Origin of the sequence: Desulfolutivibrio sp., from assembly GCF_036584575.1 — a bacterium.
In the GTDB taxonomy this organism is placed as follows: Bacteria; Desulfobacterota; Desulfovibrionia; order Desulfovibrionales; family Desulfovibrionaceae; genus Desulfolutivibrio.
In genome coordinates this window covers 1-25,110 of the sequence record NZ_JAZHDB010000064.1, presented here as the reverse complement: position 1 = coordinate 25,110, position 25,110 = coordinate 1, and the positions used below count along the sequence as shown (strand labels likewise).

The window sequence follows — 25,110 nt, the reverse complement described above, 5'->3', positions numbered from 1 at the left end:
GATATCGAACGCAGCCGGGACATAGATACGGCGCGTCTGGCGGGCATCCTGGGCACGGTCATCGCCGACGCGGACACGGCGGTCGTCGACGACCCGGACTATCAGGCGGCGCTTGGGCTGCCGGTCGGCCGGATCACGGCCGCCGACGCCTGGCGGGCGCTGTATGAAACGGCCAGGCCGGACATGGAGCGCGATCCGCTCTGGGACGCGCCCCTAGGGACCATTCTGACCCGGGGGTGTCTGGCCCGGCGCATCCTGGCCGCCCTGGGCGGCGACGCCTCGCGCCCGAACCTGGTGGCCGTCTACCGGCGGCTGGCCGACTGCCTGGAGGCCGGGGAGGTCTTTGATGGCTGACGTCCAGGCGGCGCGGGCCGACACTGGGCCGTTCGGCGGGCCGTCCGGCGCAATGCCCGGCAAGGGGCCAGCCGGGGCGCCCGGCGGATTGCCCGGCTGCCCCCCCGGCGAATGGCGTGGCCGTGCGGCTGACGTGGTGGCCACCTGCGAACACGGCGGCAACCGTGTGCCGCCCGAGGTGGCCCATCTGTTCACCACCAAAGGCGATCATCTGGCCGGGCATGGGGGCTTCGACGCCGGGGCCTTGGAGATGGCCCGGTCCTTTGCCGCCGCCTTCGCCGCGCCGCTTTTTTTCACCACCGTGACCCGTCTGGTGGTTGACCAGAACCGCTCCCTCGGCCATCCCAAGCACTTTTCCAAGTATACCAGAGGGCTTCCCGAGGCCGAGCGGCAGGCCCTGCTTATCGCCCACTACCACCCCATGCGCCGGGAGACGCTCGAGGCCGTGTCGTCGGCCATCGCCCGGGGTCGAACCGTGGTCCATCTGGCCTCGCACAGTTTCGTGCCGGTCTTTCGCGGCGCGCAGCGGACCATGGACATCGGGCTTTTGTACGATCCCCGCCGGGCCGGGGAGCGAGCCCTGTGCGCGGCCTGGAAGGCGCGGCTGGCCGCAGCCCGGCCGGAGTTTCAGGTGCGCCGCAACGCGCCCTACCGGGGTGTTTCCGACGGCCATGTCACAGCGCTTCGCAAGCGTTTCCCCGCCGCCTATCTGGGCGTCGAGCTGGAGGTGAACCAGCGGTTCGTCCTGGAGGACCGGTCGGCCTTCGACGGGCTTGTGCGCCTTCTGCCCGCCACCTTGGCCGAGGCCCTGGCCGACATCGGCCTCGTCTGCGGCGAGACGCCGCCGCCGTCGTCTTGACATCGACGCGCGGCGCGCGCATGTCATCCCATGACGGAAACTGCGGTCAGTCCGCAGGGCGAGGACACCCCATGCCGAAAGACATGCCGAGTGCGACGGACCAGGTGGTCACCCGGAGCGCTGACGAGGTGCGCCGGTTGCTGGCGGGACAACCGCCGGACGCGGTCAATCTGGTGGATGTGCGGCAGGACTGGGAATACCGGGAATTTCATCTGCCCGGGGCGCGGCTTGTTCCCCTGGGGGAACTGCCCGACCGGTTTTCGGAGCTTGACCGGGAAAAGCCCACGGTGGCCTATTGCCGCTCCGGGCGCCGCAGCGCCGCTGCGGCCGCGATTTTGGCCGGTCAGGGGTTTTCCCCGGTGATCAATCTGGCCGGAGGGGTGCTGGCCTGGAGCGGGGCGGGCGCCGTCGGCCCAAGGGAGCAGGGGGTCGAGTTTTTGCCGCCCCTGGCGCGTCCCGAAGACATTTTCCAGACGGCCTACGTCATGGAGGTCCGTCTGGGCGCGTTCTACCACGCCCAGGCCGGACAGGCCGCCGATCCCGAACTGGCGGACATCTTCCGCCGACTGGCCGGGTTCGAGGACAAGCACAAGGCCATGGTCCTGGCCCTGTGGCGCAAAAGCGGCGCGGCGGCTCCGGATGCGGCGCGGCTCGACGCCGTCTTGTCCGAAAGCCCGTCGGGCGCGGCCCTGGAAGGGGGATTTTCCGGCGAGGCCTATCTTTCCGGGCGCGGCGGGGCCCCCGAAGACCGGCGTGACGTCCTGGAGCTGGCCATGGCCGTGGAGGCCCAGGCCCAGGATCTGTACGTCCGGTGCGCCCGGGCGGCCCTCTCCGAGGACAGCCGCGAGGCCCTGTTGCGCCTTTCCCGCGAGGAAAAGGGACATCTGGCGGCCCTATCGGCGCTTTTGGACCGGATGTCGCAACAAAACGAACCCTAATCTGGAGGAAATATGGCCCCGGTCAATTTTTTGTTGAACATCCTGTGGCTTGTGCTCGGCGGTTTTTGGATGGCCGTGGGGTGGTACCTGTCGGGCATCCTCATGTTCGTGACCATCATCGGCATCCCCTGGGGCCGGTCCTGCTTCGTCATCGGCACGTTGTCCCTGTGGCCCTTCGGCAAGGAGGTGGTCAACCGGGAGCTGGTTACCGGGCGTGAGGATCTGGGCACGGGGGGGCTGGGCCTTCTGGGCAACATCATCTGGTTCGTTCTGGCCGGGATCTGGCTGGCCATCGGGCATGTCCTGGCCGCCGCGCTCAACTTCGTGACGATCATCGGGATTCCCTTCGGGTTTCAGCATCTGAAGCTGGCCATGCTGGCCATGGCCCCGGTTGGCAAGACGGTGGTGGATAAGACGTACGACTAGCGGGGGATGGAAAAAAACAGGAGTTGTTTTCCATCGGCCTGCCGTTCGGCTTCCCGCATGTGAAGTCGGCCATGCTGGCCATGGCCCCGGTTGGCGAGACGGTGGCGGATACGGCGTACGACGATCGGGGGATGGAAAGAAACAGGATTTTTTTCCATCGGGATTCCCTTCGGGTTGTAATATGTGAAGCTGGCCATGCTGGCCATGGCGCCGGTTGGCAGACCGGCGTTGATAAAACGTCCAATTGAACAAGGCGTTTCACGCATGAAGTGGCCGTTTCTCCTTATGGCGCTCACGGCGGGCCTCCTGATTCCGGTCCAGGCGGGCATCAATGCCCTTTTGGGACGGATTGCAGGCGGGGCCGAGGCCGCCGCGTTCATTTCTTTTGCAGTGGGGACGGTGGTCCTGGCCGCCTACCTGCTGGTGTTCCGCATTCCCGTATCCCTTGGCCAGACCTTTGCCGTCTCGCCCTGGTGGTACTGGACTGGCGGGGCCTTCGGGGCCTTTTTCGTGGCCGCCTCGGTGGTCCTGGTTCCCAAACTCGGGGCCGGGGTCATGATCTCGGTGATCATCGCCGGGCAGATCGTGGCCTCCCTGGCCTTGGATCATTTCGGCGTGTTGGGCTACCCCGTGCGGCCCCTGGACCTGCAACGGGTTGTGGGGGCGGCGCTTTTGGCCGCCGGGGTGTTTCTGATCAAAGGGTAAGGGGAGAGGGGAAGGGCTGCGGCGCAAAAAGGGCAGGCCCGCCGGACGGGCGCCGCGTGAGAACTATTTGGCCGCCGGGAACACGGCGTTTTGCTCGAAAAAGTGGACCAGCCCGGGGGTGAGCAGTTCCCGGAACCGCTCCACCATATAGGCCAGTTCCGCGTGGTCCACGAACATGCCGTCGGAAACCTCCTCGGGATTGGGGCGCGGTTCGGCGGCGGTTTTCCCGGCATGATAAAGGGTCACGAACTCCTGCCCGGTCAGGGGCGAGGCCGGGGCCGTGGCCACCACCCGCATCTCCCGGGCCGTGATCCCCAGTTCCTCGTCAAGCTCGCGCAGGGCCGCCTCCAGCCGCGATTCCCCGGCCTGGACATGCCCCGAGGCGGAGACGTCGTAGCGGCCGGGATAGAACTGCTTGGTGGCGGCGCGCTTTTGCAGATAGACCTTGCCGCGCAGATCGTAGAGCAAAACGAGCACGGAACGGTGGGACAGGGACTGGCGATGGACGGCGGCCAGGGGCATCACCCCCAGGGGGCGGTCCCGGGCGTCCACATATTCCACGAGTTCCACGGGGGGGGCTTTCGGGGCGGGTCGTTTCATGAACACCTTTGGGCGTTGGCTGTCACGGCGCTGCCATGACATTTTTCGGGAGAAATGGGAATGTCCGTACACGGTGGCGGGGGCGAAAGGGACGCGGTGCTGTTTTTCAAGCCCGGAGATGCGGCGCGTCTGGCGGCCTTTGAGCGGCGGTTTTTCCCCCAGCCCTGGACCGAGGACCAGTTTCGGACCAGTCTTGGCGGCGGGCATTTTTTATGCTGCGGCATCGAGCGCGAGGGACGGCTTGCCGCCTACCTGACAGCCACCCTGGTGGCCGGAGAGCTTGAGATTCTCAATATCGCGGTGCGGCCTGAACATCGGCGGCAGGGCCTGGCCCGGCGTCTTTTGGGACACGTGTTGCATCTTGCCCGTGAAACAGGCATGACTGATGCGTTTCTGGAGGTTCGCGCCTCCAATGTTCCGGCCCTGGCCTTGTACGCCTGCTTCGGATTCAAACCGCAGGGACGGCGCCGGGCCTATTATCCGGACAACCAGGAAGACGCCCTGGTGTTGCGGCGCACATGCGGCGACACAGGCGGCGCTGAGCGAAAAAACCGGCAAGGAGCAACCATGGGCATGAAGTTTCTCGATCAAATGGACATCTCCGGAAAACGGATTTTACTTCGCGTGGATTACAATGTTCCCCTGGACGGCGGGCGCATCACCGACGACCTGCGCATCCGGGCCAGCCTGCCCACGGTGCGCTACGCCCTGGAGAAGGGGGCGTCCCTGGTCATGTGCTCCCATCTGGGCAAGGCCAAGGGAAAACCCGACCCCAAATATTCCCTGGCCCCGGCCGCCGCGCGGCTCTCCGAACTGATCGGGCGTCCCGTGGCCATGGCCCCGGACTGCATCGGTCCCGAAGTGGAGAAGATGGTGGCGGCGCTGGCGCCGGGCGACGTGCTCATGCTCGAAAACCTGCGCTTCCACGACGGCGAGGAGAAAAACGATCCGGAATTCGCCAAGGCCATGGCGGCCTACGGCGACCTGTTCGTCAATGACGCCTTCGGCACGGCGCATCGGCCCCACGCCTCCATGGTGGGCTTCCCGAAATACGCCAAGGCCTCCTGCGCCGGATTTTTGCTCAAAAAGGAATGGGAATACCTTGGCCAGGCCATGGAGAACCCGGCCCGGCCCTTTGTGGCCGTGTCCGGCGGGGCCAAGGTGTCCTCCAAGCTGGGGGTGCTGAAAAATTTGTTGGCCAAGGTGGACCGCATGGTCATCGGCGGGGCCATGGCCAACACCTTCGTGGCCGCCCAGGGCTTTCAGGTGGGCGCCTCGCTGGTCGAGCCGGACCTGTACGAAGAGGCCAGAAGCATCCTGGCCCTGGCCAGGGATCGCAAGGTGAGCCTGTATCTGCCCGTGGATTTCGCCGTCTCCATGGACGTCGGCAAGCCCCTGGGCGAGATGAAGCCCGCCGGGGTTTTTCCCTATCAGGACATCCCGGCCGAGGGCATGATCCTGGACATCGGGCCGACCACGGCGCGGCTGTTCGCCCAGGTTTTGGCCCCGGCCAAAACCGTGCTCTGGAACGGCCCCATGGGGGCCTTCGAGAATCCGGATTTCGCCGAAGGGTCGCTTTCCATCGCCCGGGCCCTGGCCGACCTCGACGCAGTGACCGTGGTGGGCGGCGGGGACACGGACGTGGTGGTGCACAAGGCCGGGCTGGCGGACAGGATGACGTTTATTTCCACCGGCGGCGGGGCCTCCATGGAATTTCTGGAGGGCAAGGAACTGCCCGCCTTCAAAGCCCTCAAGGAGTGCTAGCCGCATGATGAAACTCATGGCCGCCAACTGGAAGATGTACAAGACCCGGGCCGAGGCCGTGGAAACGGCGCGCCTTTTTGCGGAGCTGATCGCCGGGAGTCTCCCGGCCGACCGCGAGGTGCTGCTCATTGCGCCGTTTACCTCGCTTTTCGCCGTGGCCGACGAGATTGTTTCCGCCCCGGGGGTTTCCCTCGGCGCGCAGAACTTCTATCCTGCGGCCCAGGGGGCCTTCACCGGGGAGATCTCCCCGGATATGCTCCTGGACGCGGGCTGCGCCTATGCCCTGGCCGGACATTCCGAACGCCGCCACATTCTGGGCGAGTCCGACGAGTTTGTGGGCAAAAAGGTGGCCTTCGGCCTGGCGGCGGGCCTGTCCATGGTCCTGTGCGTGGGCGAGAAGATCGAACAGCGCAAGGCCGGGGAGTTGCGCCAGGTTTTGACCCGCCAGATGGAGGCGGGACTTTCGGAGATCGCCCCGGACGCGGACATCTCCGCCCTGGTGGTGGCCTATGAACCGGTGTGGGCCATCGGCACGGGGCTGACCGCCGGCCCCTTGGACATCGCCGAGGCGCATGGCATCGTGCGGGAATTGCTGCGATTGCGTTACGGTGAAAAAGCCAATGAAATCCGTATCTTGTACGGTGGAAGCGTCAAACCGGACAACTGCGGGGAAATAATCGGCATTGACAACGTGGACGGAGTGCTGGTAGGTGGCGCAAGCCTTCGGGCTGAGAGTTTCGCGGCCATCGCCTTGGCCTAACCCCGGGAAAACAACCCGGCGAAAAAACGGGAAAAATTAGTTTGACAACGCTTATCGTCACCATTCATATTCTCATCTGCCTCGGGCTGATCATCCTGGTGCTCCTCCAATCCGGCAAGGAGGGCATGGGAGTGATTTTCGGCGGCGGCAGCCAGTCGGTGTTCGGCAGCTCCGGCGCCGGGGGCCTTTTGGTGAAGCTGACGGCCGTTTTCGGAGCGATATTCTTCGTCACCTCCCTGGCCTACAACGCCATGACCGGCGCGGAACGGCACGGATCGGCCACCTCGATCATGACCGGGGTCCAGATAGAGGAACCGGCGGTTCCCCAGACGGCCCCTGGCGGGGATGCGGCCAAGCCCGCCCCATCCAAGGAAGAGGGCTCCGGCCCTGTGAAATTTGAAGAAACGGCGCCTCCCGTCGCACCGGCCCCCTCGGCCGGGACAGCGAAGACGGACGGGAATGCGCCGGCCGCCGCTCCGGGCTCCCAGCCGGGAACGGAGAAGCCTGCCGGGCAATAAGCCCGCGTATCATGCCGAAGTGGTGGAACTGGTAGACACGCCATCTTGAGGGGGTGGTGAGCCATGCTCGTGGGGGTTCGAGTCCCCCCTTCGGCACCACGACATCAAACGGGCCGCAGCCAAAAGGTTGCGGCCCGTTTTTTTTTGTTCACGCGACGGCACTGCGGGACCGAACCGCTTGGGTTTCCTCTCGTTTCCACAATGGGATACGGAGGGGCAGCCACGAGACGGCAAAACGCCTGCGGCGGCGCGGACCTTGCTGCCTGTCCGTCAGAAATGCCGATGACGGAAAATACGTTATCGGTTATCCTTGGATAACCTTCCCCGGCCTAGGGGCGGACTTGCTACCCGCCCCGAAATACCGTGTCCCTGATGGGCTGGCCGGGGGATACTACAGGGACAAGCTGAGGGAGCGTGGGAAATGGACAGGCTTATAGTAGATAGTGGAGTATTGTTTTATCGCCTTTGGTCCCTTGAGTATGTATATAGAAATTATGAATTTCGTAAGTTGAGAGATGAAGTACGAAATATCGAGAATGAGCTAAAGGAAGAAATAGATAAAATAAGGAAGGAAGAAATAGATACAATAAAGGTTGAAAAAGAACTCCATATAAAAACCATAATTGGAGAACGTGCTTATTTCGCTGATTTGTTTGCCAAGTATCCGTGGTTAGAAGATGAGCCGTCACCGTATTTTGAGGAGCTATATCATTTTGGCCAGAGCACAGAATGTTATAAGTCCATCAGTCAGTGTACAAGGGACACTTTTGCCAAGGGGAATCATTTGTCAGATCTTATTATTTCAAAATTTGGATTTTGTTATGCTGAAAGACCCGCACGTGATTCGACGTATTTATTGGAAAATATAAATGACAATTCCAGAATAGTTTTCCCTCTGCATGAACGATTTTTTGTTAAACCATATTTTATTAATGCGGGTGATATTTATGGATTTGGCGAGAAAATAATGATTAGTGTTGGCAATGAAGAACCGTATGAGCTTGAGAAGAGACCCGGCGATGTGTTTATATGCATTAATTTTGATAAACCACTTCCTGTCGTTATGGATGAATTTCGTGGACTATACTTGTGGTGGAATCGTGATGTTGGAGATTATGAGCCTGGAAATAGATATATCGCAGAAAGAATAATGTATAAAAATATAAAAAATGGTGTAATTCCAGAAACGCAAGCGCCTCGTGCCATCGGCCTATGGCTTTGGGACCGCGTGAAGGAGCTTAAAAACAAGCGCGGCGCGGTGAAACAAGCATTGAAGGAGTTTCATGAGGCGGGCTACCTTGAAAGGCTTGGCCTTGTAGATATTGAAGAAGCCGACCTACGTTTTTGGTGCCGCCGAACGGATGCGTGCATAAAAGCCGCCGAAGTTCTCCCTTTCACCAAACGCAAAAAGGGAACCAAAGAAAGCTAGCTGGTTCCCGGAACCAAAGAATAGCTTATGGTTCTTTTTCTTTTCTGCCCTTTTTTGGTTTGTACTGGACTATTCCACCGCCCGAACCCGGGAAAGGTGGTCCTCCAACCGGAGAAGGTCCATGCAACCCGACCATCACAAGCCCGAACGTCTCTTACGCCTCCCCGCCGTCCTCACCCGCATCCCGTATAAGCGATCCCGCTTCCTGGCCCTGGTTCGCGAGGGTGTTTTCCCGCGCCCGGTAAAACTCGGGCCGCGCGCCGTGGCGTGGCCGGAAAGCCAGATTGACGTCGTGGTGGAGCGCATCCCACTCCTGCATCTGTCGCCGCTACGGGTGATCGCAACATTTTGCCGCGAGTGTTTCGTAGGCCCGGCAAAAGCGTGCACAGCCAAGTCGTGCGTTTTCTGGCCTTACCGCCGTGGGACCATCCCTGATGGTTCGTCTCGGGAACTGGTGAAGGTCATCAAGGAGTATTGCGCCGGATGCCTGCCCGAGGAGAACCCGTCGGGCTGTTCGGCTGGTGGCGAGTATCGAGGGTTGCCCCCGTGCCCGTGCTGGCCTTTCCGCATGGGGCGCAATCCGTACATCGGACCAGAGGTGCAGGAGAAGCGGCGTCAGCACGCCTTGGGCCAGCTCAATCTGCTTGGCTCACAGGCCCTTTTTGCCCCTGGGCTCGACGCAACGCCCCCGGCATGAAGGCTGGCCCGAGTCCCGCCCGGAAGTTGAAGAAACCCGAAATACTATTCCCTGCCATCTTGGCATGGCGCGGGCGGTGGACAAAAGGCTGGCGCCTGAAAAGATCGCGATAGTGACAGGGTGCAACCCAAAAAATGCGGCTAAACGGAGAGTATATTTTTTTCAGCATATGGCGCGAGACATCAGGACTACCGTGACCCCTGAAGATGTTTGCCCAAGGAGGCCCCACGATGGTCGCCCTGGACGCCCCGGGAACGACGAAAGGCGGAAAAATGACCAATGGACTATGGGCAGGTTGGCTTGCGGGCCTCAGGCGGGCGGATATGAGACCGGTCTCTGGAAGCGGGCCTACTTGCGGTTTCCCGGACGGCGGGGCTTGTCGGGGGGCAGGAAAAAGAACAGGACTGCCATGGCGATGCCCATAAGGCCGATGAGGGTATAAATCGTGTTGGCGGTCATCGTTCAATCCTCCCGGTCAAGAACAGGCACAGGCCCATAAGAACCGCGCCGATGAAGAAGGCGTACAGATTGGTCTGGAAGAGCGCGCCCACGAGACAACCCACGGCCATTTTTTCGAGGGCATCCGCAATTCGTTTCCTCATGCCCCTACCTTGCTCATGCCCGGTTGGAAGTCAAGGCTCTGGTCATCCGTGGCCTGCTCCTGGCAACCGAGGAAGGATGTTCACTCGGTCTTGCCCCGTTGTTCGGATTTCTGTTATCGTAGCGGAAAAGGAAAGGGAAGATGTCCTATTTGCTCATCTGGATATGCTTTGGCTTTGCCTGCGCGAAAATCGCCGCATCGAAGGGGCGTGATGCCATAAGCTGGTTTTTCCTGGGCGCGATACTTGGCCCTTTTGGGCTCATTTTTGCGTTGCTGGCCGGGAAAGAGGGCGCGGCCAAGGGCGAACGCAAATGCCCGTTCTGCGCTGAATTCATCAAGGCCGAAGCCAGGGTGTGCAAGCACTGCGGACGCGACCTCGTGGTGCAAGACGATCAAGAGGACGATCAAGAGGACGAAGAAAAGCAGAGGGATGTTTCCAGCCATTGGGTCATCATGAAAGATTCAGGCAAAACATGCGGGCGATGCGGAACGTCAAACAAAATGTCAGCCACAGCATGCAAAAGGTGCGGTTGGAAACCGGAGGATTTAGACTGAATAATTCCCGCACTCGACAACCTCGCCAGGGAAGACGGAGACACCTGTGGATTTTCTTGTTCTATGGATCGGATGCGGCATTGCCGCTGCTGTCGTCGCCTCCAATAAAGGTATGAACACGGCCGGATGGTTCGTCCTAGGCTTTTTCTTTGGGCCTATCGCCCTGATTGTCGCCCTAGTTCTTCCGAAGGCTGGCGCTGGTGCTGGCGAAAAGAAATGCCCATACTGCGCGGAGTATGTGAAACGAGAGGCCATCATTTGCAAGCATTGCGGGCGGAATATTGCGCCCGCCGACGACCAGTTCCATTTTGAGTAAACCCGCTGGGAGGTGGGCTTTTTGTCTCCCGGGGGGGCGGCGTAGCCACCCCCCGGCGGTCTTGACGCCACGACTGCCCTTGCGTATCACCCCCGCATTCATCCACCGTTCCAGCAGAGGTTTTTTTGAGAACCACCACTCGGGATCTTGTTGCCCTGGTTGTCGGCGAGAGCCGCAGCCGGTAAGCGCTCCCACGGCGTGAGCCTCCCGTAAGGGAGGCGTCTTGCGCCACGGCGCGATCTGTTCCGCCTGTAGCGAACCTGCCCGGCATCCCGGGCCGGTCTTTTCGTGCTCTTGTCCGACACCCCCCTTCCTTGGCGTTTGGTCATGGCCATCACCGGCCATTGGCGTCGCATGGGGCGGGCCTGCCTCCCGGCATGCCCCGCGTTCGACCATGCGATTCACCGCACAGAAGGAGTCATTCAATGCAGATACGAACGGAACATACCCACGTCGTTTCCCGAATTTCCCATAGCCGCTTCGCCGCCGGAACCGGGCGACCGATGCCTGCGCCCGGTTCCGGGCCTATGGGGAAACGGTCATGACCTTGCAGGATATCGGATTCGACCACTGGTTCGCCGCACAGGCCACGGAGCTTGGCCGCGATGGATGCGGATTCGCCCGCATATCCGCCGTTGACCGGGGTTCATACCTCATAACCGACGCCAGAAAGGAAGTTCCGGCCGAACTGTCAGGGAGGCTCGCCTACGGGATTGAGCGTTCCGAAGACCTGCCCTGTGTCGGTGATTGGGTGACGGCGCAGTGGTATAATAACGAGGCTGCGGCGATCATTCATCAGGTGTTTCCCAGGAAGTCGTTCTTGCGGCGCAAGACCCCTGGCGAGGCCATCGAGCACCAGATGATCGCCGCCAACGTCGATACCGCCTTTCTTGTCCAATCCTGCCACTTCGACTTCAATCCAAGGCGGTTGGAGCGATACGTGGTCATGGCCACGGACGGGCATGTTGAACCGGTGGTCCTGCTCACGAAGACGGACTTGGTCACCACGGAAGCCTTGGAAACGACGCTTGCCGTCGTACGCTCGGTCACCACGGCCCCGGTGATGGCGCTTTGCACGATCACCGGGGCCGGGTTTGCTGCGGTGCAACAGACGCTTCTTCCGGGAAAGACGTACTGCCTGCTCGGTTCCTCGGGGGTCGGAAAGACGACCCTGGTCAACCGTCTCATCGGCCAGGAGGCCTTTGCAACCCAGGCCGTCAGCAGCACCGGGGAGGGCATCCATACGACTACCAGGCGGCAACTCGTGGTTCTTCAGAGCGGCGCGCTGCTGATCGACACGCCCGGCATGCGGGAACTCGGCATCATCAGCGACGGCGATGTGGACATGGGGTTTGAGGACATCGCTGCGCTGGCCGCACAGTGCCGCTATGCGGACTGCCGCCATGCCCACGAGCCCGGCTGCGCCGTCAGGGCCGCCGTTGAAATGGGCGAATTGCCCGAGGATCGGCTTGCGGGCTATTTGAAGCTCAAAAAGGAGTCCGCCTACTACGGCATGTCGCAACTGGAAAAACGGCAAAAGGACAAGGCCTTCGGCCGATTTGTGAAATCGGTGAAAAAGCGTAAAAAAGGTCTGAAATAGCGCAATCCCGCGCCAGGCTGTTGCCGGGGGGGAACCGCCGGTGAGGCCTGGCGCGGGACAACGCCTGATGTCCAGGCCGATGGCGAAATGGATCGCCAGTTTCTGGAAGGTGGCCTTGGTTGACGTGGGAACCCTGTGCGGATGCGTTTATAATCGATATGGCAAACGTAGTGACAACGTTGCTTCCGATGTTCCTGCATGATGGTTTGCGGTGGGATCCGATATCTGGATCTTCAATATTGTTAATCCTGTTGCATGAGCAAGAGTGCCGAGGCTGGAACGGATGATGCAGTGTTTACGTATGGGACGCGCCAGACATGGATCACGGCAGCGTTCGTATCACCTCCCAAACCTCTTTCAACCATGAAAAGGCGGCCGTTTTTCTGGTCGAACGCCATTCCTCCGGTATTCCAGCATATTGTATCGGATAGGTAAAATTCCTGGGGACGCCACACGGCATACGGCAGTACGCTCCAGGGATCGCGACGTCCCTGGGCGACATCTCCCAATGCATGCACATCATACAACAGCACCTGCCGCTCATAGGGATGGCAGTGGTATCCATGCGTGTCGCCGCACGGGTCGTGGCACTGCGTCGGGGGTTCGTCGTAACAGTTGTTTCCCAAGCCTTTGAGGCCAAGGATCATGATTGATCGGCGGGATCCATTGTCCACAAAGGATGCGCCGCCCCAGTCATCGCACATGGTGAAGCCCGGATAGTCGCAGGCCGCCGGATCACCGACGTTGGGACCGGCGCATCCGGGAAATCTGACCTGGTAGTAGAGCAGGGGGATCGCGTCGAGATTTCCCGAGGGGGTGTCGCTGGCGAAGGGATGAAAGGCGAACAGGGTGGGGCCCTGGGAACCGCCTTGGGTGGTAATGGCTTCCATGGAGGCCGGTGTCCCGCGGGAGCGTCCGGTCACCAGACGGCGGCCGCCGAGGTAGCGGGCGGCGTACCATGACGGCACGGTGAACAGATACGATCCCATTTTGCGGCCGTGATAAGGCGCGCTGTCCGGGCCGACGTGGAACATCCCCCGCGCGTCCGTTCCGTTCAGATTGGCCATCCAGACTGTCGGGAACGAGGCCTCGCCAAAGACGCCCTCCGCATACCAGACATCAAGGGAACCGTAGATTTTGTCCTGGGTCTGGGAACCGTTCCGGGGAACGTATTCCATGCCGCTGACGTAGACATACTCCCGGTGAACCGTGGCCGCCAATCCTTGGTCAAACGGGCGCATCGTTCCCAGCAACACGGCTTGCGGCAACTCCTCCCAGTTGTTCCGGACAACAGGGGCCGGTATCGCAATCTGTCCGTAGTGCGCATAACAGTCCCATGCGGGATCCCAGCAAGTCTCCCCGGGGTGGGCCGGATCGAACGGGGCTTGGAACCCGGTGACGAAAAGGCTGCCGCGTCCGCCGTTTCCGGGCGGATAGTACGTGAGGCCAAGGGCCCCCCAATTGAACTGACCGGGCAGACGGAACGCCCCCTGGTAGGCAAGGTCCGCGATTTGTAGTCTTTCCGCCACGGCCCCTCGCGTCGTTGCGGATGCCCGGTCATGGGGCGTCGGGTCTTTTTGCGGAATGGATCCCATATCGGTTGATGCGATTACCTGCGGCATCGCCAAAGGAGTCTTGTCGTTTCCTGTTACGGCGAAATCGCGGACGGAGAAGAACAGGACGGACAGGAGTACGATTGCACCGACGGCTGCCAGGAAAGTTCTCTTGGAGATGACGCCCATGACGTTCCCCCTTGCGACCCATCGCATTCGTTGAACAAACAAGCTGCGATCCGGCGGACGTGTCCAAAAGCGGGAGATGACCAGGCCTCGAACCGTCTTTGGGCCAAAGCCGGGGAGATTCGAGCACAAGCTCTTTCTAGCATGAATCGGGGAAGAAAGCCCAGCCGCAGGATGCGAAAAGTCATCTTCGTCCGGATATTGCGGCGGATGACCCGGGGGATGGGCCATTGTCCCCGCAAGGCCTGCCAATCGGGCATGGGCAGGATGATGTCCACCAGGCAACGCCGACATGGAAGGGGGCGGTAAGGCAGCGCGGAGATTCTTTTCCGGTCGGGGTTTTCGCGCAGGCGAAGAGGCCTCCACGAAAACCGTATCCGGGCGTTCCCTCCCTATACCGCCTGCCAGCGCAGGCCCGGCACGGCGTCGAGAAGGCCGAGTTCCCGGCAGTGGTGGGCGAAAAGCAGCAGGGAGGCCTGTCTGTCCGGCCCCAGGTCGTAGCTGACCCCGCGCAGGTAGTTCGCCAGGGCCTTTGCTCCGATCCAGTCCGGCCGACCGCCGCTTTCCACCAACTCGTCCAGGCGCTGCGGCAGACCGGCCTTGATCTCCATCAGCCTGTTCCACATCCCGGACAAGGCCTCGCGCCGCGCCGCGCCAAGCCCCTCGCGCACGATCCAGGCCGCGAACACGAAGGGCAGCCCGGTAAACGCATGCCAGGCCTCGCCCAGGTCGATGATGTGCCGTCCTGCGGGCGGGTCGAGGTAATACGACAGGGCCGTGTCCCCGATCTCCACAAAGGGCCGATCCGTGCACAGGCCCGTGCCCGGGGCGGTCATGGACCATGCCGCGTCGGGCAGCTTCCAGTGGCCGCGCCACAGCACCCGGAGCAGGGCGTTGGAGCTGGCCGAGGCCTGGGACAAAAGCACCGTGTCCCCGGTGCGGCGCAGGTATCCCCCAAGCTCGTCCACGGGGACCGGGCTGACCAGGAGCACGCTTTGGATGGGGGCCACGGCGGCGCTGATGCTTAAGTCCGGCAGGAGCGCAAAGCCTTCGGGATTGGCCAGATAGGCGAAGGCCGAGGCCGGGGCCACGTCGATCTCCCCCCGGCTCAGGGCGGCGTTGAGTTCGGAGGGGTGCCCCGAAACGCAGTCCATGTGCGGGTTGGCGTCGATGGTCGGGGCCAGCAGGGTGAAAAGGGGCCAGACGTTCAGATAGGCGATGCGGCCGATGCGCAGGGTGGGGTGTGACATGGGGGGCACCTATCCGAAGCCGCCGGAAAATTCAAGGCGCTGGGCCGCGTACCGTTTTCGGTCGTTCCCGGCCGCTCCCTGCCGTTCCCGGAGGCTTCCGGCCGGGCGCCCCGCACGCGAGGGCCATGCGTGGCTCATATGGGGGCCAAGCGGGGGCCATGCGAGGGATGAGATCCTGGACCGCAGACCGTCCCGGGCCGGGCGCGGCTTCGGCCCGGGAGGCGGGCGAAGGCCCCCCAGCGCAGGCCAGCCCCCTTTCCGGTCTGTCCGGGCAGGGGGCTGGCGGTCGCGCGCTCCCGTGACGGCGGGCGCGTCATTCGCGGGGTCGGCGGTCGCCTTAGCGTCCGGTCTTGAGCTTGCTCCAGTACTGTTCGTAGAGGCGCTGGGCCGAGCCGAGGTCGGTTTCGAACTCGCTGCCCTTGAGCTTGTCCGCCGGGGGATAGATGATGGGGTTGTCGCGAATCTCGGCCGGAAGCAGGGGCATGGCCGCCTTGTTGGGCGTGGCGTAGCCCATCTCCTGGGAGATCTTGGCCGCCACCTCGGGCTTGAGCAGGTAGTTGATGAAGGCGTAGGCGTTGTCCACGTTGGCTGCGTTTTTGGGGATGCACAGGTTGTCCACCCAGCGGTTGGCCCCTTCCCTGGGATAGACGTAGACGATCTTGCCGTTTTCGCCGTTGGCCACGTAGGCCTCGCCGTTCCACAGCACGGCCACGGACACCTCGCGGTTGAGCAGGGCCTGCTTGGGCGAATCGGAATCAAAGACCTTCACCGCCGGATAGAGCGACTTGGCCCGCAGATAGGCCTGTTCGATGTGGGCCGGGTCCGTGTCGTTGGTGGAATAGCCCAGCACCTTAAGCGCCATGCCGAGCGTGGTGCGCATGTCGTCGGGCAGAAGCAGCTTGCCCGCCAGGGCCGGATTCCACAGGTCGGCGTAGCCGGTGATCTGGCCCTCGGGAACCAGGTCCGTGTTCACGGCGATGCCCGTGGTGCCCCACATGTACGGCACGCTGTGGCCGTTTTCCGGGTCATAGGGCAGATTGCGGAAGGTGTCGTCCAGGTTGGGCAGGTTGGAGAGCTTGCCCTTGTCGATGGGCGCCAGCAGACCCTCGGCGGCCATGCGGCTGACGAATTCGGCCGAGGGCACCACGATGTCGTAGCCCTTGCCTCCGAGCATCTTGATCTTGGCGTACATGGTTTCATTGCTTTCGTAGGTGGTCAGCTTGACCTTGATGCCCGTCTCCTTGGTGAAGTCCGCCACCACCTCGTCGGGCAGATATTCGGACCAGATGAAGACGTTGAGCGTCTTGTCCGCGGCATGGGCCGGAACGACCACGCCAAGGGCGGCGCAAAGGACCGCGAGGGCCAGGAGATGTTTTTTCATTTTCGCTCCTTGAAGCAGAGTTGGGTGAGTAAGACCACGGCCAGGGTGACGCCGAACATCACCGCGCACAGCGCATTCACCTCCGGTTTCACCCCCAGCCTGACCATGGAATAGATCTTGAGCGGCAGGATCTCGAAGGTGGGACCGGTGACGAAAAAACTGATGATCACGTCGTCGAGCGACAAGGTGAAGCTCAAGAGCCATCCGGCCAAAACGCCGGGCATGGCCAGGGGCAGGATGATCCGGGAAAAAACCTCGAATTCCCGGGCCCCCAGGTCCATGGCCGCCTCCACCAGATTGCCGTCCAGGCCCGTCAGACGGGCCAGCACGGTCACCGTGACAAAGGGCAGGCAAAAGGTCACATGCGACAGGAAAAGGGTGGTGAACCCCAAGGGCAGCCCCAAAAGGACGAAGAGCATGAGCAGGGATATGCCCATGACGATGTCCGGAGACATCATGACCACGTACATGGAGGTGGACAGGATGGTGCGGCCCGTGAACCGGTAGCGCCTAAGCGCGATGGCCGCCAGGGTGCCGATGATGGTGGCCGCCGTGGCCGAGGCGGCGGCCAGGAGCAGGGAGTTGACGGCGGCGTCCAGAAGGACGGAGTTTTCGGCAAGCTTTACGTACCACCTGGTGGTGAATCCCTTCCAGGCCACCACGTGCTTGGCGTCGTTGAAGGAATAGACCGTGAGCACCACCAGGGGCAGGTACAAAAAGAGGTAGACGGTCCCCAGGTAGGCGGCCTTGATCGTGCGTTTCATGCCGGTTCCGCCCGGCGCACGCGTTTCTGGCACAGCCAGTAGACATAGAGCAAAAGGCCCATGACCACGGTCAGAAGGACGCTGGCCGCCGCGCCGAAGGGCCAGTCCCGGGCCACCAGGAACTGGTTGCGGATGAAGTTGCCCACTAAAAGGCTCTTGGCCCCGCCGAGAATGTCCGGCACGTAGAACATGCTTAGGGCCGGCAAAAAGACCAGCATGCTCCCGGCGATGATCCCGGGCAGGGTCAGCGGCAGGCTGACCCGGAAAAAGGTCTGGAAGGAACCGGCCCCCAGATCCCGGGCGGCCTCGATGAGCCGGTGGTCCAGCTTTTCGATGGAGGCGTACAGCGGCAGGATCATGAACGGCAAAAGGGTGTAGGTGAAGCCGATGAAAACCGCCGTATTGGTATACAAAAGCTCCATGGGCTCGGAAATGATCCCCAGCCGCAAAAGGGCGGTATTGAAGAGGCCGTTGACGTTTAAAATGGCGATGAGCGCGTAGGTGCGGATCAACGAGTTGGTCCAGAAGGGGATGATGACGAATAAAAGGCCCATGCGGCGGCGGGCCGGGGGCATCCTGGCCAGGATGTAGGCGAAGGGATAGCCCACGAGAAGGGACAGGACCGTGGCGCCCAGGGCCAGCCACACGGAATCGAGGAAGATGTCGAGAAAGGCCGGGTCGAAAAGCCGGGCATAGTTGTCGAAGGTCAAGATCGGAAGGACGAATTCCGGCTCGCCACGGGTGAAAAACCCGGCTGAAAGCGTCAGCAGGTTGGGGACGATGACGAAGACCGTGAGCCAGCCCACGGTCAAGGTCACCGCCAGGGTCTTAAAGAGACTGCGATCCTTCATCGGGCAACACCACTTCCCAGTCCTCGACCCAGCCCACGCGCACCCGCTCGCCCACGGAGAAAAGGGCCTCTGGTGCGTCCTCGTTGAAAAACTCCGTGGCCAGAATCTTTTTGCCGCCCGACATCTCGATGATCAAATCGATGGTCATGCCCTTGTAGACGGTATCCACGATGGCGCCGGTCAGCCCCCCGGCGTCGCCCGGCGCGGCGCGCTCCAGGCGCACGTCCTCGGGGCGCAAAAGCACCTTGATCGGCGATCCGGCGGCCAGGGCGCCGCAGGCCGTCCCGTGTTCCCCATGCTCCCCAGACGCGCAATGGGCGCCGTTCCCGTTGCCGTTGCCGCCAAGCGACAGCCGGACCTCCTCGCCCTCCACCAGGGCCTGCATGGAGACCCCGTTGCGGGACAGCACCCGGCCCTCGAAGGTGTTGATCTCCCCCACGAACTTGGCCACGAAAAGGTTTTTCGGCTTTTCGTAGATGACGCTCGGGGAATCGATCTGCTCAATGGCCCCCTCGTTCATCACCGCCACCCGGTCGGACATGGAAAAGGCCTCCTCCTGGTCGTGGGTGACGAAGACGAAGGTGATGCCGAGTGTGCGGCGAAGCTCCTTGAGTTCGATCTGCATGGCCTTGCGCAGCTTGTAGTCCAGGGCCGACAGAGGTTCGTCGAGAAGCAGCACCAGGGGCTTGTTGACCACGGCCCGGGCGATGGCCACCCGCTGTTGCTGGCCGCCGGAGAGCTGGCTGGGGCGGCGGGCATGGTGCGTCTCCATCTTGACCATGCGCAGGGCCGAAAACACGTCCTCTTCAATGACCTTGGCCGGGGTCCGGCGCATGCGCAGGCCGAAGGCCACGTTGTCGAAGACGGTCATGTGCGGAAACAGCGCGTAGTTCTGAAAAACGGTGTTCACGGCCCGCTTGTGGGGGGGCAGATCGGTGACGTCCTTGCCGCCGATGCGCACCCGTCCCGAGGAGGGGTGCTCGAAACCGGCCAGCAGCCGCAAAATGGTGGTTTTCCCGCAACCCGAGGGGCCAAGAAAGGTGAGGAACTCGCCGTGATTGATGGTGAGATGAATATCCCCAAGGACCGGCTGGTCCCCGAAACGCTTGGAGACATGGTCCAGTTCGATGCAAGGAAGTGTGTTTTCCATCGCCCCTTGTCATATCCTCCGGTTTGGTGCTGCCGGGACCAACGGAAAAAGGGGGGAACCGCCGACCGGCGAGGGGAACATGGAGTGAAACCGGGGGGATGTCAACGATCAGAAAATCGCGTCCGGTGCGGCTTTCCGCGGGGCGGTCCTTTGCCCGTAAAAAAATCGGGAGGTTATCTCACGTCGCGAGCCACGGAAAAACGCATTTCCGGAAAAAAAGTTTGTCCGGGGCCATCCGCCAGGGCACGGTTCCCCGAAAGGCCATTTTTTTTGAGGCTACCGCTTGAGCCTAAAGAATGAAGGGTGCGAATCCGATAGAATATCTTGGGAAAGCATAACCAGCGCCAACCGCGAAGCGCGCCGGATTTTCCAGGGGGAATCGATCATGAGTTTGTCTGGATTCAGCATGCCGCCGGAGATATCGCATAATCGAGCCATGGAGATCATTGCGGAATATCTGACGGTTTCCAGCGAGCAGCGCGTCAAGGCCCAGATGCAGTTCGAAGAGATGATGATAAGCCGGGAAATGCCCATCGAAATGGCCTTCAAGGCCGCCATCCTCAACAAGAAGGCGTGATGGCCGCCCGCTTTCCCTGCTGCCCGTCGTTATTTCATTTTTCCGTCTTTTGTCCCCTTCGTCTCCGGGAGGGGGCGCCGCGCACGGCGGCAGGCAGGGCCGGGGCCTCAGGCCCTGGGACCGATCACGGGACCGCTGAGGCAGAAAATCACGATGACCGCCAGCACGGCGACCATGACCACCAGATAGGCCATGCCACATCTCCTTGTTTGTTTCGTTTCAACGCTACACGGTTACGCGGCCCCCGTCATCCACATGGGATGCGACCCGGATCACGCCGTTCTCGCCAGGGGGGGCGTCCGGCCGAGGTGTGGCGAGAGGCGGCGGCAGGAAGCGGATGACAAGTTGGGGGGACTCCTGTATCTTCCCTAAAAAATGCAGATCTGCGGCCAGGGCCTTTCTCACGCCCCCAACCTGACGGCGCTCGCCGGATGCCGCAACTCGCCAAATCAGCACGAAAAGGAAAAGACAATGGCAAAACGACGTGTGATCGTAGCACTGCTTGTCATTTTTGGGCTTTCCGTGGTTCCGGCCAGGGGCGCCCAGAATGTGGAAGCTGAAATGCGGACCCTGCTCAAGGAACATCCCGAGATTCTCCTTGAGGCGCTTCGCAAGGAAAAGGTCCAGTTGCTCGGCATCCTGGAGGAGGCCGCCCAGGAGCGCCAGCAGGCCGAGGAGAAAAGGCGCATTGAGGAGGAGATGAAAAATCCCCTCAAACCCGTGCTCGATCCGGGCCGTCTGTCCCTGGGCAAACCCGACGCCCCTGTGGTCGTCGTGGAATACTCCGACTTTTTTTGCCACTATTGCGCCGCCGGGGCGGGCATCATGAAGGAACTGATCAAGACTCGCCCGGAGGCGGTCAAGGTGGTGTTCAAGCATTTCGCCGCAGCCCCGGTCTCCCGCCAGGCCGCCCTGATTTTCGAGGCCCTGGGACTGCAGAAGCCGGAACTGGCCTGGGCCTTCCATGACGCCGTGTTCGCCAACCAGGAGAAGATGGCCGAGGGCGGGGAGGCCGCCTTGCGGGAGCTGGCCGTGTCCCTGGGGGCGGATGCCGCGCGCCTGGACGCCGACATGAAGCGTCCCGAGCTCGACGAGCGGCTGAAGAAGGATGTGGAAGAGGCCAGGACATTCAAATTCCGGGGTACCCCCACCTATGTCGTCGGCGGCATGTCCATCCGTGGCGCGGCCCCGCTGCCTGTCTTCGAGGATGCTGTGGACAAGGCCATGCAAAACGCCAAATCCGGGGCTGCGGCGCCGGACGGCAAGGAGGCCAAGGTCGCAGCCAACGCCGCTTCGGGCAACGACAAAAACGAATGTACGGATTGCCGGGAGATCAAGTAGGCGTGCGCGGATTTCCGGCTGTCCCGGACATGTGAACCGTTCGGGAAAAGGTTTGCCATGCCGACGCCCAGGCGTGTGATTGAAGAGAACATCCTGCAAAGCATCCCCGTGGGGCTTGTGGTCATTGACCGGGGCGGACGCATCGCCGCCGCGAGCCCTGTCGCCGGGGCCCTCCTGGGGATCTCCCGGGAGCCGCTCAAAGGCGCCTTGTGGCGCGAGGTCCTTCCTGACACGCCGGGGAGTGCGGAGTTCGCCGCCCTGGTCAGGCAGGGCACTGACGAGGGCGTCAGCACGAGGCAGCGTGAGCTTGCCTACGTAACCCCTGATGGCCGCGTGTTGCGCCTGATCGTGAACGTCTCCTGCGTGCGCCGCAGCGGCAGGATGGTCGGCGTGGTGTGCATCTTCGAGGACGTCACCGAACTGCACCAGGCCCGGGAGCGCGAGACCAGCGTGCTGCGCGAGAAAAACCGTCTGCAGCACGACATCATCGAGAGCCTGGGCAATCTGGCCCTGTCCGTGGCCCATCAGATCCGCAACCCGACAGCCGCCATCGGCGGGTTCTCCCGCAAACTCCGGGCCGTCATGCTGGAGCACGGCCTGTCCACGGAATATCCCGACATCATCTTTTCCGAGGCCCTGCGTCTGGAAGGCATCGTGGGCACGGTGGTCCGGCTGGCCTCCATACAGCGTCCAAAGCCCATGTTTTCGCCCCTTCTGCCGCTCGTCGAGCGGGTGACGGCCGTAATCGGGCGGGTGGCGGCCCAGTCCGGACGGACGGTGGAATGGGATATCCAGGTGGAAGAGGGCGATTGTTTCATGGATCAGGGCCTGGTTGATCTGGTTCTGACGGAGATTTTGCGCAATGCCGTGGAATTTTCCAACCCGGGCGTGGTCCCCGTGCGTCTTTTGGCCCGTCCGGAAGGCCATTCCTGGCGGATCGCCGTCAGCGATGCAGGCCCGGGAATACCGGATCACAGTCTCCCCTTCGTGTTCGATCCGTTTTTCACCACAAAGGCGCGGGGGGCCGGGATCGGACTGACCATCGCCCGCAAGATCGTCATGGAGCACGGCGGCGAACTGTCGCTGCACAGCCCCGGCCAAGGCGGCGTCACCGTCAGCCTGCGCCTGCCCATGCAGGACGCGGCCGCAGGCGGTAGCCCAGGTGCGCCGGGCGCTCTGCTGGGCGACGGGCTGGACGCCTGCTTGCTGACCACCAAGGCCAGACATGCCGGGGTGAACATCGTGGGCCTGTCGGCCGTGGACGCCGTGCGCGAGATTCAGGCTGCCGAGGGCTTCGAGCCGTGTTTCGGCCGGGGGCGTTTCGATATCTGCGGGCAGGATGGATGCCTTTTCCGGGCTGATTGCATGAAGCTCAAACGGGTGGAGGCCCCATGCCGCATCACCTATGTCGGCCACCCGGGTCGTGCGGAACGGGACGCGGACAGTGGCGTTGCGTCCTGCCTTCGGGCACAGGACGCGCCATGAGGGCTTGGCGGGGGATGGGGGCTTTGGCTGCGACACTGCTGTTGTGCGTCGCCTTTTTCCCGACTGGCGTCCAGGCCCAGACAATCTATGGCTTCGAGGACGGACTGGGCATGCTGCACACCAGCACCCGGCGTGTGGACGCCCGGTACAAGGAGCTGTGCACCCTGCGCCCCGGCCAGAAAAAACCGGACCATGCCGCGTTGGTCTCGGCCTTGCGTGAGAAAAACGCCATTTTGGACACGATTCCCCCAGGCGTGGGCGACCTCGTGGCCGGGCTGGACGTGGGCGGCGCGGCCATCCTGCAGGCGGCCGAAGGCTTCCTTGGAGCGCCCTATCTGTTTGGTGGCGACACTCCGACCGGGGTGGACTGCTCGGGCCTGACCAAGGCCGTCTATCAGCGCCTGGGGGCCACGCTGCCACGGCACAGCGCCCATCAGGCCGCCATGGGGGCAGCCGTGGATCGGAACATGCTCTTGCCCGGGGATCTGCTTTTTTTCTCCACGGATCGCACGGCGGGCATCAACCATGTGGGGATTTTTCTCGGTGGCGGGCGCATGCTGCATTCTTCGTCCCGATCCGCCGGGGTCCGGGTGGAACGCATGGACACGCCGGACTATATGCGCTGGTACGTGACCGCCCGGCGCATTGCGGCCCCGCCCTCGGCTCCGGCCGAAGCCGGGCTGAATGCCTCCGCAGGTTCGCGCCGGGTCAGCGCGGCCATGGAACCGAAGGTCTCGAAAGCCAACCTCTAACACCCCTCTTTGGTATGAAAAAACATCCCTGTCTCGTTGTGTTCCCGGTGTCCGGCCTTTTTCCCGGGGGCGTTGCGCCCCGCAGCATGCCTCGCCGGGCCTGGGTGGCCGCATGAGCGCGGGGGCCGACAGGGCGTCGCAGGTCGTGGTCGATGCCTCGCTGTGCGTGGGCTGCGGCCTGTGCGTGCGATCCTGCCCCACCAAGACCCTGGCCCTGGAGGCCAAAAAGGCCATGGTCACGGACCAGGCCTGCCTGACCTGCGGCCACTGCCAGGCGGTCTGTCCCGAGGGGGCGGTGGCCGTGACCGGCCTGGACCCTTTTGCCGGGGATTTCGCCGCCATTGCGACCTCGACGGACTGGCTGGCCCCGGGGCAGGCCGATCCGGGGCGGTTGATCCGGCTTATGCGGTCGCGGCGCTCCGTGCGCAACTATCTGGAGCGGCCCGTACCCCAGGAGGTGCTCCTGGATCTGGTGCGGGCCGGAATCAGCGCCCCCTCTGGGCACAACAGCCAGAAATGGGCCTTCACCCTTTTGCCCGACCGCCCGGCCGTGACCTTTCTGGGCGCCGCCCTGGCCCGGTTTTTTCGAAAGCTCAACGCCCTGGCCGAAAATCCCCTGTTGCGGTTGTCCATGCGCCTGGTGGGCCGATCCGACCTGGACGACTATTATCGGGAACATTACGCCTCGGTGAAAAAGGCGCTGGCCGTGTGGGACCGCGACGGCACGGACAGGCTTTTCCATGGCGCCCCGGCGGCCATCGTGGTCACCTCCCGGCCCGGGGCCAGTTGTCCGGCCGAGGACGCCCTGCTGGCCAGCCAGAACATGCTGCTGGCGGCCCATGCCATGGGGCTTGGAACCTGTTTGATCGGCTATGCCGTGGCGGCCATGCAGCACGATAAAAAAATTCAGGAAAGCCTGGGCATTGACCGGGGGGAGACGGTTTACGCGGTCGTCGCCCTGGGCTATTCCACCGAGCGATACCAGAGGGTCGCCGGCAGGCTTCGTCCCCCGGTGCGGGTTTTTCATACCCCGCAGGGATGGAGGGGGCCGGGTGCGGCGGGACAGGATCTCGAAAACGAGGGAACGAGGGAACCATGAAACGGGGTGCGCGGCGGTGGGTCGTGGTCATCTTGCTGGGGTCGATGTTTGCCTTGATGGGCGGGCAGGCCAACGCCGTGGAGGTGTCGACCGACCCGGCGGCATCCCCGCCGGATGGGGCAAAGGCCCTGGCGGCCTCGCCCGTGCGCCACGAGGCGGTGCGGCTCCAGGGCCTTTGCCTGCTGGCCGGACCCGATGCCGGGGCCGCCACGAAAAAGGTGCTCCGGGCCGGTGAAGTGGTCCGGGTGGTGGCCACGGACGGGGCCTGGGCGGAGATCGAGGCCCGGGGCGGCGTGCGCGGTTTCGTCATGGGCGGCTACCTTACGGGATTTTCCCAGGAGGTTCCGGCCCCTTACCGGGATCGCCTGATCCATGTGGCGCGGCGTCCGGGAGGCGGCGACGCCGTGGGGTCGCTTGTGGACGCCCGGGCGGAGCCCGCATCGGGCGGGCAGGCTGGCCCGCCCCCCGTCTCCAGTCGTGATGGGCAGGGGGACGTCGCGATGGCGCAACCGGCCGCACCGTCCGTACAGGCCAATGTCGCAACGGGCGTTCCGGTCCCGGCGGGTTCTGCCCCCTCCGGGACTGCCGCCGCCACGGGG

The 25,110-nt window shown here is 62.8% G+C and carries 27 protein-coding genes, 1 tRNA gene and 2 pseudogenes; 21 read left to right on the top strand and 9 right to left on the bottom strand.

Annotated features, from left to right (window positions below; all coding sequences use genetic code 11):
* The 4 genes and pseudogenes from V3572_RS04720 to V3572_RS04705 form a co-directional block, all read left to right on the top strand.
* Window positions 1–354, top strand: a pseudogene (locus V3572_RS04720) (glutamate--cysteine ligase); the annotation flags it as partial.
* Window positions 347–1,213: an N-formylglutamate amidohydrolase gene (locus tag V3572_RS04715; protein WP_332109827.1), complete on the top strand. Its 867-nt coding sequence runs from the start codon at window positions 347–349 to the stop codon at window positions 1,211–1,213. The pseudogene V3572_RS04720 and the gene V3572_RS04715, both read left to right, overlap by 8 nt.
* 71 nt (window positions 1,214–1,284) lie before the next feature.
* Window positions 1,285–2,151, top strand: a complete 867-nt coding sequence (locus V3572_RS04710; RefSeq protein WP_332109826.1) for a rhodanese-like domain-containing protein — start codon at window positions 1,285–1,287, stop codon at window positions 2,149–2,151.
* A 12-nt stretch (window positions 2,152–2,163) separates the two neighbouring features.
* Complete coding sequence (locus tag V3572_RS04705) at window positions 2,164–2,577, top strand: YccF domain-containing protein (protein ID WP_332109825.1); 414 nt, start codon at window positions 2,164–2,166, stop codon at window positions 2,575–2,577.
* On the opposite strand, the gene V3572_RS04700 is transcribed toward V3572_RS04705, so the two are convergent.
* A complete protein-coding gene (locus tag V3572_RS04700; RefSeq protein WP_332109824.1) occupies window positions 2,574–2,843 on the bottom strand; it encodes a hypothetical protein in 270 nt (89 codons plus the stop codon). The two genes, V3572_RS04705 and V3572_RS04700, sit on opposite strands and share 4 nt — an antisense overlap.
* Between V3572_RS04700 and V3572_RS04695 the strand changes: the two genes are divergently transcribed.
* Window positions 2,842–3,282 carry a DMT family transporter gene (locus tag V3572_RS04695; protein WP_332109823.1) on the top strand — a complete coding sequence of 147 codons (441 nt, stop codon included), beginning with the start codon at window positions 2,842–2,844 and terminating at the stop codon, window positions 3,280–3,282. The two genes, V3572_RS04700 and V3572_RS04695, sit on opposite strands and share 2 nt — an antisense overlap.
* Before the next feature lie 63 nt (window positions 3,283–3,345).
* Here V3572_RS04695 and V3572_RS04690 read toward each other — a convergent pair whose 3' ends face one another.
* Window positions 3,346–3,882 carry an NUDIX hydrolase gene (locus tag V3572_RS04690; protein WP_332109822.1) on the bottom strand — a complete coding sequence of 179 codons (537 nt, stop codon included), beginning with the start codon at window positions 3,880–3,882 and terminating at the stop codon, window positions 3,346–3,348.
* 54 nt (window positions 3,883–3,936) lie between these two features.
* Here V3572_RS04690 and V3572_RS04685 point away from each other — a divergent pair.
* The 7 genes and pseudogenes from V3572_RS04685 to V3572_RS04655 all read left to right on the top strand — a co-directional run.
* Window positions 3,937–4,329: pseudogene (locus V3572_RS04685) on the top strand (GNAT family N-acetyltransferase); the annotation flags it as partial.
* A gap of 120 nt (window positions 4,330–4,449) precedes the next feature.
* Entirely contained in the window at window positions 4,450–5,646 is a 1,197-nt protein-coding gene (locus tag V3572_RS04680) for a phosphoglycerate kinase (protein ID WP_332109828.1), read from the top strand.
* A gap of 4 nt (window positions 5,647–5,650) precedes the next feature.
* A complete protein-coding gene (gene tpiA / locus V3572_RS04675; RefSeq protein ID WP_332109821.1) occupies window positions 5,651–6,406 on the top strand; it encodes a triose-phosphate isomerase in 756 nt (251 codons plus the stop codon).
* 41 nt (window positions 6,407–6,447) lie between these two features.
* Window positions 6,448–6,924, top strand: coding sequence for a preprotein translocase subunit SecG (secG, locus tag V3572_RS04670; RefSeq protein WP_332109820.1), 477 nt, complete (start codon window positions 6,448–6,450; stop codon window positions 6,922–6,924).
* Between the two features lie 13 nt (window positions 6,925–6,937).
* A tRNA-Leu gene (locus tag V3572_RS04665) sits at window positions 6,938–7,023 on the top strand.
* A gap of 322 nt (window positions 7,024–7,345) precedes the next feature.
* Window positions 7,346–8,353: a hypothetical protein gene (locus V3572_RS04660; protein WP_332109819.1), complete on the top strand. Its 1,008-nt coding sequence runs from the start codon at window positions 7,346–7,348 to the stop codon at window positions 8,351–8,353.
* 121 nt (window positions 8,354–8,474) lie between these two features.
* Complete coding sequence (locus tag V3572_RS04655) at window positions 8,475–9,050, top strand: helix-turn-helix transcriptional regulator (RefSeq protein WP_332109818.1); 576 nt, start codon at window positions 8,475–8,477, stop codon at window positions 9,048–9,050.
* A 455-nt stretch (window positions 9,051–9,505) separates the two neighbouring features.
* Here V3572_RS04655 and V3572_RS04650 read toward each other — a convergent pair whose 3' ends face one another.
* Entirely contained in the window at window positions 9,506–9,652 is a 147-nt protein-coding gene (locus V3572_RS04650; RefSeq protein WP_332109817.1) for a hypothetical protein, read from the bottom strand.
* 140 nt (window positions 9,653–9,792) lie between these two features.
* Between V3572_RS04650 and V3572_RS04645 the strand changes: the two genes are divergently transcribed.
* The 3 genes from V3572_RS04645 (at window position 9,793) to rsgA (ending at window position 12,122) form a co-directional block, all read left to right on the top strand.
* A complete protein-coding gene (locus V3572_RS04645; RefSeq protein ID WP_332109816.1) occupies window positions 9,793–10,206 on the top strand; it encodes a double zinc ribbon domain-containing protein in 414 nt (137 codons plus the stop codon).
* 46 nt (window positions 10,207–10,252) lie between these two features.
* On the top strand, window positions 10,253–10,522 hold the full coding sequence (locus V3572_RS04640; RefSeq protein ID WP_332109815.1) for a zinc ribbon domain-containing protein: 270 nt from the start codon (window positions 10,253–10,255) through the stop codon (window positions 10,520–10,522).
* A gap of 541 nt (window positions 10,523–11,063) precedes the next feature.
* Window positions 11,064–12,122 carry a ribosome small subunit-dependent GTPase A gene (gene rsgA / locus V3572_RS04635; protein ID WP_332109814.1) on the top strand — a complete coding sequence of 353 codons (1,059 nt, stop codon included), beginning with the start codon at window positions 11,064–11,066 and terminating at the stop codon, window positions 12,120–12,122.
* Window positions 12,123–12,364: 242 nt separating this feature from the next.
* On the opposite strand, the gene V3572_RS04630 is transcribed toward rsgA, so the two are convergent.
* The 6 genes from V3572_RS04630 to potA form a co-directional block, all read right to left on the bottom strand.
* The gene (locus tag V3572_RS04630; protein WP_332109813.1) at window positions 12,365–13,864 is read right to left on the bottom strand and encodes a hypothetical protein; all 1,500 of its coding nucleotides are present in this window, start codon (window positions 13,862–13,864) and stop codon (window positions 12,365–12,367) included.
* 389 nt (window positions 13,865–14,253) lie between these two features.
* Window positions 14,254–15,111, bottom strand: coding sequence for a menaquinone biosynthetic enzyme MqnA/MqnD family protein (locus tag V3572_RS04625; protein WP_332109812.1), 858 nt, complete (start codon window positions 15,109–15,111; stop codon window positions 14,254–14,256).
* A 337-nt stretch (window positions 15,112–15,448) separates the two neighbouring features.
* Window positions 15,449–16,492: an ABC transporter substrate-binding protein gene (locus tag V3572_RS04620; RefSeq protein ID WP_332109811.1), complete on the bottom strand. Its 1,044-nt coding sequence runs from the start codon at window positions 16,490–16,492 to the stop codon at window positions 15,449–15,451.
* Entirely contained in the window at window positions 16,489–17,256 is a 768-nt protein-coding gene (gene potC / locus V3572_RS04615) for a spermidine/putrescine ABC transporter permease PotC (RefSeq protein WP_332109810.1), read from the bottom strand. The genes V3572_RS04620 and potC overlap by 4 nt, the downstream gene beginning before the upstream one ends.
* On the bottom strand, window positions 17,253–18,107 hold the full coding sequence (gene potB, locus V3572_RS04610) for a spermidine/putrescine ABC transporter permease PotB (RefSeq protein WP_332109809.1): 855 nt from the start codon (window positions 18,105–18,107) through the stop codon (window positions 17,253–17,255). Before potB ends, potC begins: the two co-directional genes overlap by 4 nt.
* Window positions 18,085–19,257, bottom strand: coding sequence for a spermidine/putrescine ABC transporter ATP-binding protein PotA (gene potA, locus V3572_RS04605; protein ID WP_332109808.1), 1,173 nt, complete (start codon window positions 19,255–19,257; stop codon window positions 18,085–18,087). The genes potB and potA overlap by 23 nt, the downstream gene beginning before the upstream one ends.
* Window positions 19,258–19,642: 385 nt before the next feature.
* Here potA and V3572_RS04600 point away from each other — a divergent pair, with 385 nt between their 5' ends.
* The 6 genes from V3572_RS04600 to V3572_RS04575 all read left to right on the top strand — a co-directional run.
* Complete coding sequence (locus tag V3572_RS04600) at window positions 19,643–19,834, top strand: hypothetical protein (RefSeq protein WP_332109807.1); 192 nt, start codon at window positions 19,643–19,645, stop codon at window positions 19,832–19,834.
* Window positions 19,835–20,305: 471 nt separating this feature from the next.
* A complete protein-coding gene (locus V3572_RS04595) occupies window positions 20,306–21,175 on the top strand; it encodes a DsbA family protein (RefSeq protein WP_332109806.1) in 870 nt (289 codons plus the stop codon).
* 57 nt (window positions 21,176–21,232) lie between these two features.
* Window positions 21,233–22,660: a two-component system sensor histidine kinase NtrB gene (locus V3572_RS04590; protein WP_332109805.1), complete on the top strand. Its 1,428-nt coding sequence runs from the start codon at window positions 21,233–21,235 to the stop codon at window positions 22,658–22,660.
* Between the two features lie 14 nt (window positions 22,661–22,674).
* Window positions 22,675–23,412 (top strand): C40 family peptidase, encoded by a 738-nt coding sequence (locus V3572_RS04585; RefSeq protein WP_442877353.1) that lies wholly within the window; start codon window positions 22,675–22,677, stop codon window positions 23,410–23,412.
* 112 nt (window positions 23,413–23,524) lie between these two features.
* A complete protein-coding gene (locus V3572_RS04580) occupies window positions 23,525–24,511 on the top strand; it encodes a nitroreductase family protein (RefSeq protein WP_332109803.1) in 987 nt (328 codons plus the stop codon).
* The coding region (locus V3572_RS04575; RefSeq protein WP_332109802.1) for an SH3 domain-containing protein at window positions 24,508–25,110 on the top strand (603 nt) is incomplete at its 3' end. The genes V3572_RS04580 and V3572_RS04575, both read left to right, overlap by 4 nt.

Excerpts from the sequence above, each read along its gene's own strand:
- V3572_RS04705 (WP_332109825.1), top strand. The coding sequence starts at position 2,164 with ATGGCCCCGGTCAATTTTTTGTTGAACATCCTGTGGCTTGTGCTCGGC.
- V3572_RS04600 (WP_332109807.1), top strand. The coding sequence starts at position 19,643 with ATGAGTTTGTCTGGATTCAGCATGCCGCCGGAGATATCGCATAATCGA.
- V3572_RS04660 (WP_332109819.1), top strand. The coding sequence starts at position 7,346 with ATGGACAGGCTTATAGTAGATAGTGGAGTATTGTTTTATCGCCTTTGG.
- V3572_RS04650 (WP_332109817.1), bottom strand. The coding sequence starts at position 9,652 with ATGAGGAAACGAATTGCGGATGCCCTCGAAAAAATGGCCGTGGGTTGT.
- V3572_RS04710 (WP_332109826.1), top strand. The coding sequence starts at position 1,285 with ATGCCGAAAGACATGCCGAGTGCGACGGACCAGGTGGTCACCCGGAGC.
- V3572_RS04715 (WP_332109827.1), top strand. The coding sequence starts at position 347 with ATGGCTGACGTCCAGGCGGCGCGGGCCGACACTGGGCCGTTCGGCGGG.
- V3572_RS04625 (WP_332109812.1), bottom strand. The coding sequence starts at position 15,111 with ATGTCACACCCCACCCTGCGCATCGGCCGCATCGCCTATCTGAACGTC.
- potC (WP_332109810.1), bottom strand. The coding sequence starts at position 17,256 with ATGAAACGCACGATCAAGGCCGCCTACCTGGGGACCGTCTACCTCTTT.
- V3572_RS04645 (WP_332109816.1), top strand. The coding sequence starts at position 9,793 with ATGTCCTATTTGCTCATCTGGATATGCTTTGGCTTTGCCTGCGCGAAA.
- potA (WP_332109808.1), bottom strand. The coding sequence starts at position 19,257 with ATGGAAAACACACTTCCTTGCATCGAACTGGACCATGTCTCCAAGCGT.
- V3572_RS04590 (WP_332109805.1), top strand. The coding sequence starts at position 21,233 with ATGCCGACGCCCAGGCGTGTGATTGAAGAGAACATCCTGCAAAGCATC.
- V3572_RS04630 (WP_332109813.1), bottom strand. The coding sequence starts at position 13,864 with ATGGGCGTCATCTCCAAGAGAACTTTCCTGGCAGCCGTCGGTGCAATC.
- V3572_RS04655 (WP_332109818.1), top strand. The coding sequence starts at position 8,475 with ATGCAACCCGACCATCACAAGCCCGAACGTCTCTTACGCCTCCCCGCC.
- V3572_RS04695 (WP_332109823.1), top strand. The coding sequence starts at position 2,842 with ATGAAGTGGCCGTTTCTCCTTATGGCGCTCACGGCGGGCCTCCTGATT.
- rsgA (WP_332109814.1), top strand. The coding sequence starts at position 11,064 with ATGACCTTGCAGGATATCGGATTCGACCACTGGTTCGCCGCACAGGCC.
- V3572_RS04680 (WP_332109828.1), top strand. The coding sequence starts at position 4,450 with ATGGGCATGAAGTTTCTCGATCAAATGGACATCTCCGGAAAACGGATT.
- V3572_RS04585 (WP_442877353.1), top strand. The coding sequence starts at position 22,675 with ATGGGGGCTTTGGCTGCGACACTGCTGTTGTGCGTCGCCTTTTTCCCG.
- potB (WP_332109809.1), bottom strand. The coding sequence starts at position 18,107 with ATGAAGGATCGCAGTCTCTTTAAGACCCTGGCGGTGACCTTGACCGTG.
- V3572_RS04580 (WP_332109803.1), top strand. The coding sequence starts at position 23,525 with ATGAGCGCGGGGGCCGACAGGGCGTCGCAGGTCGTGGTCGATGCCTCG.
- tpiA (WP_332109821.1), top strand. The coding sequence starts at position 5,651 with ATGATGAAACTCATGGCCGCCAACTGGAAGATGTACAAGACCCGGGCC.
- V3572_RS04595 (WP_332109806.1), top strand. The coding sequence starts at position 20,306 with ATGGCAAAACGACGTGTGATCGTAGCACTGCTTGTCATTTTTGGGCTT.
- V3572_RS04620 (WP_332109811.1), bottom strand. The coding sequence starts at position 16,492 with ATGAAAAAACATCTCCTGGCCCTCGCGGTCCTTTGCGCCGCCCTTGGC.
- V3572_RS04700 (WP_332109824.1), bottom strand. The coding sequence starts at position 2,843 with ATGCGTGAAACGCCTTGTTCAATTGGACGTTTTATCAACGCCGGTCTG.
- V3572_RS04690 (WP_332109822.1), bottom strand. The coding sequence starts at position 3,882 with ATGAAACGACCCGCCCCGAAAGCCCCCCCCGTGGAACTCGTGGAATAT.